The organism is Sandaracinus amylolyticus, assembly GCF_021631985.1.
In the GTDB taxonomy this organism is placed as follows: domain Bacteria; phylum Myxococcota_A; class Polyangia; order Polyangiales; family Sandaracinaceae; genus Sandaracinus; species Sandaracinus amylolyticus_A.
On record NZ_CP070225.1, the window covers coordinates 3,611,776 to 3,624,458 of the forward strand.

Sequence of the window (12,683 nt, forward strand, 5' to 3'; positions counted from 1 at the left end):
CGATTCTACCCAGCACGCCTCCGCCGCGGCGCTCTCCTCGTTCGGCGACTTGTATCGCGTGCGCGCTCGTCGGCACCGTCGCGCGCATGGCCCAGACACCGACCCTGCGAACCCCAGTCCTGAAGATCCTCCGCGTCGCCACCTTCCACGACGAGGCGCTCGCGACCCACTCGGACCCCGAGCACGCGCGGCTGCGCGCCCGCAACGAGACCGCGACCGCGCAGCTCGCCGCCTGCCGCGACGAGTACGAGGCCTCGGTGCTCGCGCTCTCGCGGCCGCGCGCGCGGGTCGCGATCGCCGACCGGGCCGCCGACCGCGAGATCGATCTGCTCGACCTCGCCGCGCGCCACGCCGACGGAGGCAAGCCCGGCGCGCTGCACGGCCGCCTCTTCCCCCGCGGCAAGACGGTGATCGTGCAGCCGGTCGGGGCCACCGAGATCGCGGCGCTCGGCGAGCTGATCCGCGCGCTCGACGCCGGCGGCGGGCCCCTGCGCGACGAGTGGCTGGCGCGCATCACGGCAGTGCGCGACCGCTACGAGAGCGCGCTCGCCGACCGCGAGCGAGCCCGCACGCTCTGCGCGGTCCGGCGCGCCGCCCTCACGGAGGCGCGGCGCGTCTGGATCGACTGCTACAAGCAGAACCAGGGCGCGCTGCGGGAGCTGCACGCCTCCGACAAGCGCGCCTACGAGTCGTTCTTCGACGACATCGACCCGCCCACCGGGGGCGGTGGCGAGAAGGACGAAGGCGGGGAGCCGGAGGGAGCCTGACCTCGATCGCGTGTTCGTCTCTCGATCACGACGGACCGAACGCTCGATCGGGCACCGCAGAGTCTCGGATCGGACGGAAGTGACGCTCGGGGGAGAGATTCCGAGCATCGACCGCGGGGGACCGAGCGCTCGAGGGGATGTCTCCGGCATTCGGACGACGCCCCGAGAGCGCTCTGGGGGAACATTCCGGATCCCGGAACCCCCGCCCAGGGCGCTCTGGGGGAACATTCCGGATCCCGGAAACCTCGCCCAGGGCGCTCTGGGGGATGCGGAAGGAGACCGGAATCGCGATCGAGGCCGCTCTCGGCGGAGCGTCCTAGCGCTTGCCTCGCCGCAGCCGCGCCACGATCACCTGCGACTCGCCGTCGACGCTGAGCGGGCCGCGCGCGAAGTCACCCCAGCGCTCGATCATCTCGAAGCCGTTGTAGTGCAGCAACGCCTCGAGCTCGGCCGGGAAGAACTGCCGGTGCGCGAGCGGGAGCACCCGCAGATCGCCGGGATCGTCGGGGTTGCGCAGCACCGACGTGACCATCTGGATCTGGGTGGCGGGATCGAACTGGAACTGCTCGCCGTACTCCCACTTCCGTCCGTCGTTCGGATCGACGATCGGACGGGCGCGATACTGGCGATGCGGATCGCGCACGAACGCGCGGAAGTCCGGCATCAGCACGTCGAACACGAGGCGCCCGTCGCGCGGCATCAGGTGCGCGCGACACGTCGCGAGCGCGGCCTCCACGTCCTCCCGACGATAGAGGTGCATGAACACGTTGAACGGCGCGATCACGAGCCGGAACTTCCGCCGGAGCCGCAGCGAGAGCAGATCGCCCTTCACGATCGACACCCGCTCGCGCGCCGCGATCGGCTGTCGCGTCAGCCGCTGACGGAAGCGCTCGAGCATCGAGTCCATGCGATCGACCGCGACCACGTCGATGCCCTCGCGCGCGATCGCGATCGCCACGCGCCCGCTGCCCGCGCCGAGCTCGAGCACCGGCCCGCCGATCTCGCGCGCCATCTCGACGTAGAAGCGCACGTCGTGCTTCCGCCGCGCGTAGGTGTGGTCGTACAGACGCGCGTCGACGTAGTGCGACTCCGACCCGTGTCGCAGCGCGTGCTCGCTCGGCCCTTCGCGCTTCATTCGTCCGCCAGCTTCAAGAGGTCCGGCACGTCGGTGAGCACGCGCCCCGGCACCATGCGCTCCACGCGCCAGCGCTCGCCCCCGTCGGAGCCAGCAACGCGTACCACCTCGAACTCCACCTCGCGACGATACGGCTGGCTCATCACGTCGTATCCCGCGATGCCGCGCAGCGCGATGCGCTGATCCGGCTCGAGCGTGTCCGACTGCTGGAAGAACATCGTGAGCGGCGCGCCCGCCAGCGCGAGCCACGCCTCGCGCGCCATCTCGCGCTCCTGCGCGTCGAGCTGCGCATCGCGGGCGCGCTTCTCGTGCACCCGCGCCCGCGCGTCGCCCACCGCGATGCGCTCGGCCGCCTCCCACTCGCGACGTCGCCACGCGTCGTAGAACGACTCCGCGACCGCCTCCGGCGTGCGATCGTCGATGTGCAGCTCCGCGACCTGCGGTCGCTGCGCCGTCTCCACCGGCGCCTGCTCCGCGCGATCCCGCGCCACCATCCACGCGAGCACGCCGATCACGATCATCGAGCTCGACGCGGCGAGCACGATCGGCGTCGGCAGTCGATCGCGCTTCACGCGCTCCTCCGCGCGAGCAGCACGTCGACGATCTCCGCGAAGCCGCGCCCCCGCGCCTCACGCGCGACGAAGCGCGGCGCGACCGGGAGCGCGTGCAGATGATCCCGCACGTTCGCGACGCCCGCGGTGTGCGCGAAGAACCCGAACGCCGCCGCGTCGTTCCCCGAGTCCCCGACGAACAAGAAGCGCTCGCGCAGCCGGGCCTCGTCGATGCCGAGCACGTCGGTCACGGCACGCACCGTCCCGCACGCCTTGTCCCACGCGCCCGGCATCGCGTGCGCGTGCACCGTCGACACCACCGCGCGCGCTCCACACGCCTCGATGATCTCCACGAGCCGCGCGACCCGATCACGCGAGAGGCTCACCGTCTCGCCCACGTCGAACGCGAGATCACACCGGCGCAGCGGCTGATCGTCGGCCTCGCGCAGGTCCGGCATCTCCTCGCGCACCCGCGCCCGAACGCGCCCGAGCACCTCGTCGCCCGCACCCTCGACGTCGAACCACCCACGCCGCGCGATGCGCCCCTCGCGCCAGATCCACCCCGCGCCGTTCTCGCCGACCGCGAGATCGATCGGCCACATGAGCGCGACCGACTCCATCCACCCGAGCGGCCTGCCCGTCACCGCGATCCGCGCGAGCCCCGCATCGCGCAGCCGGAAGAGCGCCGCGTACGCCTCCTGCTCGACGACCCCGCCCTTCGTGAGCGTGTCGTCGACGTCGAACACCACGCCCTCGATCGCCCGCGCGCTCTCCGCGCTCAGCTCCTCGATCGCTCGCATCACGTCACCCGGAAGAACGCGGCCTTGAGGTAGCGCCCTTCCGCGAACGCCGCGGGCACCGGATGATCGGCGCCCTGCTCGCCCATGTGCAGCAGCGTCAGATCGCGCCCCGCGTCACGCGCGCCCATCGTCGCCACGCGCACCAGCTCGTCGGGCGTCATCGCGGCCGAGCACGAGCAGCTCACGAGGAGTCCGTCCTTCTCGGTCACGCGCGCCGCGTCGGCGTTGAGCCGTCGATAGGCACCGCGCGCACGCTCGAGGTGCTTCACCGTCGGCGCGAGCTTGGGCGGATCGAGCACCACGAGATCGAAGCGCTCCTTCTTCCGCGCGAGCTCCTCCATCCGATGCCGCGCATCCGCGCGCTCGAACGTGATCCGATCGCTCATCCCGTGGTGATGCGCGAGCCGCGACGCGGTCGCGATCGCGACCGCCGAGCTGTCGACCGCAGTCACGCTCTTCGCACCGCCGCGCGCCGCGAACATCGCGAACGCGCCGACGAAGCTGTAGAGGTCGAGCACGCGCGCGCCGTTCGCGAGCTTCTCCACCATCGCGCGGTTGTCGCGCTGATCGAAGTAGAACCCGGTCTTCTGGGTGATCGTCGGCTCGAGCGAGATGTCGAGCCCGCGCTCGCGCAGCTCGAGCGCGCTGGGATCGGGCCCGCGCACCACGCCGGTCGTCGCCTCGAACCCCTCGCGCTGCGCGGCCTTCTCGCTCGCGACCTCGATGACGGTCTTCACCTTCGCGACGCGCGCGACGTGCGCGAACACGTCCTGCTCGCGCAGCTTCATCCCGATGGTGAGCAGCTGCACCGTCGCGACGTTCCCGAGCACGTCGACGATCAGCCCCGGCAGCCCATCGCCCTCCGAGTGCACGAGCCGATAGCCCGTCGTCTCCGCGCTCGGCAGCCCGAAGCGCGCACGCAGCGCCGCCGCGCGCTCCATCGCGCGCCCGATCGACGCACCGTCGAGCGGATCGTTCGCATCACGGGTGGCGATGCGCACCGGGATCGCCGACTTCGGCGACCAGTACCCGCGCCCCTGGAAGCGCCCCTCGGGGTCCACGACGTCGACGACGTCACCCGCGCTCGGCGCGCCGTCGACCCTCGCGATCGCCTGCGCGAAGACCCAGGGATGCCCAGCCCAAACCGGCTGAACCCGGCCTCGCGACAGCGTCACGGTCGTCACGCGCGCGACTCTAGTACATGGCCCGCGCGCTTGCCGCGGCCGCTGCACCCGGGTAGCTTGGGAACAGTTTCCCGGTAGTGGAGGACCACACGTGCCGAACCTCGGAATGGGCGAGCTGATCGTCATCCTGCTGATCGTGCTGCTCGTCTTCGGCGCGAGCCGTCTCCCGCAGATCGGCGAAGGTCTCGGCAAGGCGATCCGTGGCCTGAAGCGCGGCCTCAACAGCGACGACGACATCGAGGTCACCTCGAAGGACAAGCGCGTCGCGTCGAAGAGCGGCGCCGAGGAGATCGCGAAGGACGACGTCGCCGAGGCCGAGGTCGTCGAGCGCAAGCGCTGAGACGCGCGCTCAGTGGATCGTGCGCGGACGCGCCGCGCGGGCGCACGCTTCGCGCAGCTGATCGTGAAGCTCCGGTGAGCCCGCGATGTCGCGCGCGTCCTGCGCGTTGAGGTGCGGCACGACCGAGAGCGCCACGTCGAGCGGCGTGTACGGATTGCGCGCGAGCGCGAGACGCACCCCGTATCGCACCATCCATCGCGACGAGCGCGCGACCTCGCGCAGCACCTCGGGCACGATGGGCCGCTTCGCGCAGAGCCGCACCACGTCGGGCTCGGTGATCGCCGGGTTCGCGAGCACGATGCGGATCACGTCGGGATGCGGATCGCGCAGCACCCGCGCGAGGAGATCGCGATCACGACCGCGCGCGAGCGACTTGCGCTCCCCGAGCGTCATCGGTCGCCCGCGCCCGAAGTCCGGAACCGTCGCCGCGTCGTCGTCCGCGGCGCGTGCCCCCGGCTCCGGCCGCAATCTGCGCGCGGTGTCGACGTCACCACGTGCGATCGCGGCCTCGGCGATCGCGACGCGGAGCTCGTCGCACTCGCGCGCCGCCAGCGCGACGGAGACCAGGAGCATCACCCTCGCGGACGCGTCGTCCCGCATCTCCGCGCGCGCATCGATCTCCGCGATGACCGCGGCGCTCTCGTCGGGCCCGAGCCGCGCGAGCTCGTGCCGGAGGAACCCGACCGCGACGTCGCGATCCGCGATCCCCTCGACCACCCGCACCAGACGCCGCGCCTCGAGCCCGACCCTCATGCGCTCTCCGAGCGCGGGATCATACCCCGGACGAGCTACCTACCCGCATGGGTCATCCCCAGCCAGTGGGGCTTGACGCGTCGCGTCGACTCTGGCAACTGGAGAATATCCCCGTGAGTGTGACGCCTCAGCATCCGTCCGACCGCCCGACGCGCCCCCGCGTCATCAAGCGCTACGCGAACCGGAAGCTCTACGACACGCGCGACTCGCGCTACGTGACGCTTCAGCAGATCGCGGAGTACGTCCGTGGGGGCGAAGAGGTCTCCATCATCGACAACACGACGAAGGAGGACCTGACGAACGTCACCCTCGCTCAGATCGTGTACGAGGAGGAGCGCAAGAACGCGCCGGCCGGTGAGGACGCGCGTCGCGCGGGCTCGTCGTCGCCGAGCGTCGGCGCCCTCCGCACGCTCATCCAGCAGGGTGGCGAGCGGCTGATGTCGACCCTCTCGAGCACGGCCGTCGGCAAGCTGATCGGCCGTCGCGAGCCCGGCGCATCGCCGGAGGGCGAGCTCGAGGAGGCGGTCGCCGCACCGACCGCGAAGCCCGAACGCCCGGCCGAGAAGGAGAAGGCCGACGACGTCGCGGGGCGCAAGCTCCTCGTCGGCCCGAAGGAAGCGTGGGACGAGCTCCAGCGGCTCGCCGACGACCGCATCAAGTCGGTGCTCGGCGCGGCCGTCAGCCACGTCCACCAGCTCCAGGGCGAGGTGAAGCGCCTGCAGACGCGCATCGAGGAGCTCGAGCAGAAGCTCGTCCAGCTCAGCGCGCGCGAGGCGAAGCACGGCGACGCGCAGTCGGATCGCGTCGAGCGCGTCGTGAACGAGCGCGGGGACGAGCCCGAGGCCTGAGCGCCTCGTCGATCGCGCATCCCACATGTGGCGCCGCCCTGCCCCGAGCACGGCGGCGCTTTCGTTTCCGTCGCCACTCCAGGAAATCGGACTGAGATCGGTTCTCGCGGCCTTCCGTGCCCCGGTCGCATGGCTACCGTCGCGACCCACGACATTCCGGAGCCGAGTGGTCCGTACTCCGGAATGAGCCACGACGACCGGGGGTTCGGGATGCACGTCCCGATAGCCCCGGGCGGCTCGTGGCAACCGTGGGGCACCGGTTCGAGCGGTCCCGGGACGACCCGGACTGCAGGCCCCAGAAAGACTGCGATGGCCCTGAGCGACGACACCCCGAACCCCCTCCGTGACGAGTTCGCCAAGGAGGCGCTCGTCCACCTCGACTCGCTGTACGGCGCGGCCCTCCGGCTGACCCGCTCCGAGTCGGACGCGGAGGATCTGGTCCAGGATGCCTTCCTGAAGGCGTATCGCTTCTACGACCGTTTCGAGCCCGGCACGAACCTGCGCGCCTGGCTCCTCCGGGTGCTCACCAACACCTTCATCAACAAGTACCGGCGCAACACGCGCGAGCGGCGCGTGCTCGACGGTGACGAGGCCGAGCCCGTGGGCGACGGCGTGATGAGCCGCGCCGCGATGCGTGCGCTGACCGACCCGGTCGGCGACGCGATGCGGCCGCTCGTCGTGAAGGAGATCCAGAACGCGCTCGACGAGCTCAGTGACGAGCATCGCCTGATGATCGTCCTGGCCGACGTCGAGGAGCTCTCGTACAAAGAGATCGCCGACATCGTCGGCTGCCCGATCGGCACCGTCATGTCGCGTCTCCACCGCGCGCGGAAGCAGATGCAGCACAGGCTGGTCGACACGGCAGTGCAGATGGGGATCATCGACGACAAGGCCGAGGGCACCAGCGAGCCGATCTCGCTCGAGGCCTACCGCCGCGCGCGTGAGGTGGCTGGATGATCCCGTGTCGCGTCGTCCGCCGGCACCTCGACGCCCTGGTGGACGGCGAGCTGGATACGAGCGCCCAGGTGGAGTTCGACAGCCACCTGGCCAGCTGCCCCGTGTGCCGTGAGCACGCGGCGTTCGCGCGCTCGGTGAAGCAGACGATCAAGCAGGAGCTCGGGACCGTGAAGGCGCCCGAGCACTTGCGTCTGCGTGTGTTGACCGCGATCCAGTCGGCTCCGCCGCCGCAGGCCATCGCGCCTCGCCCCATCGACGTGCCGAGCGTCGACGAGAGCGCGAAGGCGCCGCGTGAGCCGCGCCGGCGGCGTGGGCTGCGCGTGTGGATGCTCCCGGCGCGATACGCGGTGCCCGCGGCCGCGGCGGCAGTGTTCTTCGTGGCGCTCGGCGCGCGCACCGACGACGGCGAGGCCGACGAGGCAGCGGTGGCGGCGACGGCGATGCCGCTCTTCGAAGACGTCGTGCGCCGACACTCGAGCGATCACCCCGCGGAGGTCGCCGGTCCGCCGCAGCAGGTCGTCGGGTGGTTCCGCGGCAAGCTCGAGTTCCCGGTGCGTCCCGTGGAGTTCGATCGCGCCGACGCGCGGCTGCTCGGTGCGCGCCTCTCGAACATCCGCGAGCGCGACGCCGCGGCGTTCTACTACGAGGTGCGCGGTCATCGCGTGACGGTCGTGGTGTTCGAGCCGCCACAGCGCGCGATGCCGATCCAGATCTTCCGGGGCGCGCAGCGCGTGAGCCTGCACGGTCGCGAGCTCTACTATCGCCAGGTGCGCGGCTACACGGTGCCGGTCGTCGAGCACGACGGGCTCACCTACGCGTTCACCGGTGACCTCGACCGTCAGACGATGATCCAGCTCGCGGCGTCCGCGCGCGTCCAGCACTGAGCGCGCCCGGGCGAGGCTGCGCGCGGGTCCCCAACCCGCGTGCCGCAGACCTGCTCGCTCGGGTGGTGTCGAGGGCTCGAAATCGGCGAAAAACGAAGGAAAAGCGGGGCGTTCACCCCATTTCCAACGTTGACACGTCGAAGCGCACCCCTCTATCCTCTCGGGCTCTACGCCCTCCGACGAGGGCGCCGGGTCCGAGGAGCTCATGGGCAAGCGCATCCTGTTCTTCGAGAGCGACGCCGATTTCGCGAACGAGGTGAGCGCGAGGCTCAGGCGACACGGGGCGAACGTCGAGATCACGGATGACGGCAACGCCGGCGTCGATCGCGCTTCGCAGGACCGCCCGGATCTGATCCTGCTGACGATCGAGCTCCCGCAGATGAACGGGTTCCTCGTCTGCAAGAAGCTCAAGAAGGCACCGGAGACCGCGTCGATCCCGGTGATCATCCTCTCGAGCGAGGCGACCGAGGAGATCTTCGAGCAGCACCGGAAGCTGCGCACGCGCGCCGAGGACTACCTCCGCAAGCCGATCTCGGTGGACGACCTCGTCGAGAAGGTCGGAGCGCTCGTCGCGCTCGATCCGCTCTCGCTCGAGGAGTCGGCGGCCGAGCCGATCGCGCTCGAGGCCGACGTCGAGGTCGCGCTCGAGGCCGAGGATCCCGAGCCGACCGACATGCTCTCGCGCAAGAACGTCGACGAAGAGATCGATGCCTTCGCGGACAACGCGTTCGACTCGCTGATGCTCGACGGCGGCGAGGAGGAGGCGACGACGGTCGGCGTGATCCCGCCCGGCCTGCTCGCGCCGGCAGCGCCGAAGAAGGCCGAGCCCGCGCCCGCCGCGCCGAAGCCGCCGGCCGGGCGCAGCACGCCCCCGCCCCGGCCCGCGTCGATCGCCGCGACGCCGCCGCGCGTCGCCGCCGCTGCGCTGCAGACGCCGAAGGCCGCGAGCGTCGCCCCGCCGCCGAAGGCTGCGAGCGTCGCCCCGCCGCCGCCCGCCGTCGACGAGAGCGCGCTGATCGAGCTGCGCGAGCGCATCGCGGCGCTCGAGACGCAGCGCACGGCACTGGAGAGCGAGCGCACTGCCCTCGAGACCGAGCGCACGACGCTGCGCGACGAGGTCGCGGACGCGAAGCGCAAGCTCGACGAGGCCGAGGAGCAGGCCTCGACGCTCCCGCGCAAGCAGGCGGAGATCGAGCGCCTGGAGCGCGAGGTCGCCGACCTCAAGAAGACGACCGCGCAGGCAGCGCGCGGAGGCGGCATCTCGAGCCGCGAGTTCCTCGATCTCCGCGAGGCGCTCAACAAGAAGGACAAGGAGATCCTCGACCTCAAGGATCAGGTCTCCGGGCGCGACAAGCAGCTGCTCGATCTGCGCGACAAGAACCTCGGCCTCGAGCGCGAGAAGGCGGACGCGAGCGACAGGCACCTCGAGCTCGAGCGCGAGATCGCCGACCACAAGGATCGCATCGAGGCGCTCTCGTCGGACAAGGACGCGGCGAACAAGCGCGCCGAGGACACGAAGGCCCGGCTCGAGCGCGCCGAGGCGAAGGCGAAGAAGATCGGCGACGAGCTCGACGCCGAGAAGAACGCGCGCGCGGCGGACGTCGCGCGGCTCGCGGAGGAGAACGCCGCGGCGATCGAGGCGATGCGCGAGGAGAACGCGAGCACCATCGCGGATCTCGAGCGTCGCTTCGAGGAGCAGTCGGCCGAGGCCGACGCGCGGCACGCGGTCGCGATGGACGACGCGCGGCGCGCCCACGAGGCCGCGACGACGAAGCTGCGCGAGGAGCACACGGGCGCGCTCGCGTCGACGCGCGCCGCGGCGGCGGTCGCGCAGGAGCAGGCGGCAGCGGACGCGGCGGCGGCGCAGGAGCAGGCGCTCGCAGCGGCAGCGGCGGCGCACGAGCAGGCGCTGGCCGCGCTGCGCGCCGAGCTCGATCAGCAGCGCGAGGACGCGCTGGCCGACGCCGCGCGCACCAAGGAAGCCGCGCTCGCGGATGCCGCGCGCAGCAAGGACGACGCGCTCGCCGGCGCCGCGCGCTCGAAGGACGAAGCGCTCGCCGAGGCGGCGCGTGCGAAGGACGCGGCGCTGGTCGCGCTGCGCGCCGAGCTCGAAGGCGCGCACCGCAAGGCGACCGACGACGCCGAGCGCAAGCACTCGGGCGAGCTCGCCGCGCTCGGTCGCAAGCTCGCAGAGGCCGAGTCGACCAACGCGGTGACGGTCGAGAAGCTCGAGCAGACGCAGAGTGATCTCGACGCGACGAAGGCGACGCTCGAGAGCACCCAGGGCGAGCTCGCGCAGACGAAGGCGACGCTCGCTTCGACGCGCAGCGATCTCGACGCGACGAAGGCGACGCTCGCGAGCACGCGCGGCGAGCTCGAGTCGACGAAGGGCGAGCTCGACACGACGCAGAGCGCGCTCGACGCGACGCGCGGCGAGCTCAGCGCGACGAAGGACGAGCTCGGCGAGACCAAGGGCGCGCTCGATGCGACGCGCGGAGAGCTGGCCCAGACGAGCGCCGCGCTCGAGGCGACGCGCAGCGAGCTCGCTGCCACGCAGGGCGAGCTCGAGGCGACGAAGGGCGAGCTCGCGAGCACCAAGAGCGAGCTCGCGAACACCAAGAGCGACCTCGCGAGCACCCGCAGCGAGCTCTCGACCACGAAGGGCGACCTCGGGACCACGCGCGGCGAGCTCTCCTCGACGAAGGCGGCGCTCGAAGCGACCGCGGCCGAGCTCGAGAGCACGAGCGCGGAGCTCGAGACGACCAAGAGCGTGCTCGAGACGACGCGCGGTGAGCTCGCGTCGACCGCGGGCGAGCTCGAGCGCACCCAGGGCGAGCTCGCGTCGACTCAGGGACAGCTCGCGTCGACGCAGGGACAGCTCGCGTCGACGAGGAACGACCTCGCTGCGCGCGTACGCGACCTCGACGACACGAAGGCCGCGCTCGCGAATGCGCGCGCGCGCATCGAGCAGCTCGAGTCGGTGTCCGCGGAGCAGGCGCGCCGCATCCAGTCGCTCGAGAGCAGCGAGCGCTCGCTGACCGGCAGCCTCGCCAAGGCACGCGGGAAGATCGACACGGACACCCAGCTGCTCGAGCGGGCGCGGCGCGCGCTCGCGATCAGCCTGAGCCTGCTCGAGGATCAGAAGGCGAACCGCCCCGAAGACGCGTGAGCGCGGACCTCGCGAGCGCGCTCGCGCACGCGGCGATCGCCGCCGTCGACCCGCGCGTGTGCACGCGCGACGTGCTCCGTCGTGAAGCGGCGCGCGGCCCGTGGACGCTCTTCGCGTTCGGCAAGGCCGCGCGGGGGATGACCGAGGCCGCGCTCGAAGAGCTCGAGGTCTCGCGCGGCGTCGTCATCGCGCTGGATGCGGCGCCGTTCGCGCATCCGGGGATCGTGGTGCGGCGCGGCGCGCATCCCGCGCCCGCCGCCGACGCAGCAGAGCACGGCGCGGAGATCGAGGCGCTCGCGCGCTCGCTCGGCGCCGGGGACCGCGCGCTGGTGCTGCTGTCGGGCGGCGGCTCGGCGATGTTGGAGCGACCGGTCGAGGGTGTGACCATCGACGAGATCGCGCGCGTCGCACGCGCATTGATGCACGCTGGCGCGGACATCGCGGAGCTGAACGCGGTGCGGCGCTGCCTCTCGCGACTCAAGGGCGGCGGGCTCGCGGAGGCGCTCTTCCCTGCCGAGGTGCTGGTCGTGGTGATCTCGGACGTCACGGCGGGGCCGACCTCGCTGGTCGCGTCGGGGCCTTGTGCGCGCCCCGCACCGTCTCCCGATCCCCGCGAGGTGATCGCGCGGCGTGGTGTCGAGGGCATGCTCTCACCCGCGGCGCGACGCGCGATCGCGACACGCGCCGACTCACGACCCGGCGACGACGTCTTCGCGAGGGTGCGCGAGGTGGTCGCCGCGGACGTGGGCACCGCGATCGACGGTGCGCGCGCCGAGGCCGAGCGACGGGGGCTCCGAGTGGGCATCGACGCGCAGCGGATCGCGGGTGAGGCGCGCGTCTCGGGGCCTCGCTTCGTGCGTGATGCGCGGGCGCAGTGCGCGCGCGACGAGCTCGACGTGTGGATCGCGGGCGGCGAGAGCACCGTGAGCGTGCGCGGTCGTGGCCGTGGAGGGCGCAACCAGGCGGCCGCGCTCGCCGTCGCGAACGAGGGCGCGCCGGACGGGACCTTCGTCGCGATCGCGACCGACGGAGTCGACGGATCGAGCGACGCCGCCGCGGTGTGGGTCGACGAAGACGTCGTCACGCGTGCCGCGATCCTCGGGCTCGACGGTCACGCTTTGCTCGACGACGACGACTCCCACGCGTTCTTCGAGGCCACGGGCGCGCGGCTCGTGACCGGACCGACGGGCACGAACGTCGCCGACGTCTGGATCTGGATCGATCACGCGCAGAGACGATTGCGGCGGAATGCCACGACCCGTTAGCCTCCGACCACGGATGCGCTCTTCCGCCGA

The 12,683-nt window shown here is 71.8% G+C and carries 12 protein-coding genes; 7 read left to right on the top strand and 5 right to left on the bottom strand.

Annotated elements, in window-relative coordinates:
- Positions 1-86: 86 nt before the first annotated feature.
- Entirely contained in the window at positions 87-767 is a 681-nt protein-coding gene (locus tag I5071_RS14930) for a hypothetical protein (protein WP_236606123.1), read from the top strand.
- Between the two features lie 316 nt (positions 768-1,083).
- On the opposite strand, the gene I5071_RS14935 is transcribed toward I5071_RS14930, so the two are convergent.
- The 4 genes from I5071_RS14935 to I5071_RS14950 are packed head-to-tail and all read right to left on the bottom strand — an operon-like array spanning position 1,084 to position 4,437.
- A complete protein-coding gene (locus I5071_RS14935) occupies positions 1,084-1,902 on the bottom strand; it encodes a class I SAM-dependent methyltransferase (protein WP_236606124.1) in 819 nt (272 codons plus the stop codon).
- Positions 1,899-2,474, bottom strand: a complete 576-nt coding sequence (locus I5071_RS14940) for a hypothetical protein (protein WP_236606125.1) — start codon at positions 2,472-2,474, stop codon at positions 1,899-1,901. Before I5071_RS14940 ends, I5071_RS14935 begins: the two co-directional genes overlap by 4 nt.
- Positions 2,471-3,253 (bottom strand): HAD family hydrolase, encoded by a 783-nt coding sequence (locus I5071_RS14945; protein WP_236606126.1) that lies wholly within the window; start codon positions 3,251-3,253, stop codon positions 2,471-2,473. The genes I5071_RS14940 and I5071_RS14945 overlap by 4 nt, the downstream gene beginning before the upstream one ends.
- Positions 3,253-4,437 (bottom strand): class I SAM-dependent rRNA methyltransferase, encoded by a 1,185-nt coding sequence (locus tag I5071_RS14950; protein WP_236606127.1) that lies wholly within the window; start codon positions 4,435-4,437, stop codon positions 3,253-3,255. Before I5071_RS14950 ends, I5071_RS14945 begins: the two co-directional genes overlap by 1 nt.
- Before the next feature lie 91 nt (positions 4,438-4,528).
- Here I5071_RS14950 and tatA point away from each other — a divergent pair, with 91 nt between their 5' ends.
- A complete protein-coding gene (tatA, locus tag I5071_RS14955) occupies positions 4,529-4,777 on the top strand; it encodes a twin-arginine translocase TatA/TatE family subunit (protein WP_236606128.1) in 249 nt (82 codons plus the stop codon).
- Between the two features lie 9 nt (positions 4,778-4,786).
- Here tatA and I5071_RS14960 read toward each other — a convergent pair whose 3' ends face one another.
- Complete coding sequence (locus I5071_RS14960; RefSeq protein WP_236606129.1) at positions 4,787-5,530, bottom strand: hypothetical protein; 744 nt, start codon at positions 5,528-5,530, stop codon at positions 4,787-4,789.
- A gap of 47 nt (positions 5,531-5,577) precedes the next feature.
- Here I5071_RS14960 and I5071_RS14965 point away from each other — a divergent pair, with 47 nt between their 5' ends.
- The 5 genes from I5071_RS14965 to I5071_RS14985 all read left to right on the top strand — a co-directional run bounded on the left by I5071_RS14965 (position 5,578) and on the right by I5071_RS14985 (position 12,653).
- The gene (locus I5071_RS14965) at positions 5,578-6,378 is read left to right on the top strand and encodes a polyhydroxyalkanoate synthesis regulator DNA-binding domain-containing protein (RefSeq protein ID WP_236606130.1); all 801 of its coding nucleotides are present in this window, start codon (positions 5,578-5,580) and stop codon (positions 6,376-6,378) included.
- A gap of 309 nt (positions 6,379-6,687) precedes the next feature.
- Positions 6,688-7,335 (top strand): sigma-70 family RNA polymerase sigma factor, encoded by a 648-nt coding sequence (locus tag I5071_RS14970; RefSeq protein ID WP_236606131.1) that lies wholly within the window; start codon positions 6,688-6,690, stop codon positions 7,333-7,335.
- Positions 7,332-8,219 (top strand): zf-HC2 domain-containing protein, encoded by an 888-nt coding sequence (locus tag I5071_RS14975; protein WP_236606132.1) that lies wholly within the window; start codon positions 7,332-7,334, stop codon positions 8,217-8,219. Before I5071_RS14970 ends, I5071_RS14975 begins: the two co-directional genes overlap by 4 nt.
- Before the next feature lie 205 nt (positions 8,220-8,424).
- Complete coding sequence (locus I5071_RS14980) at positions 8,425-11,388, top strand: response regulator (protein ID WP_236606133.1); 2,964 nt, start codon at positions 8,425-8,427, stop codon at positions 11,386-11,388.
- Complete coding sequence (locus I5071_RS14985; RefSeq protein WP_236606134.1) at positions 11,385-12,653, top strand: glycerate kinase type-2 family protein; 1,269 nt, start codon at positions 11,385-11,387, stop codon at positions 12,651-12,653. The genes I5071_RS14980 and I5071_RS14985 overlap by 4 nt, the downstream gene beginning before the upstream one ends.
- Positions 12,654-12,683: the final 30 nt, after the last annotated feature.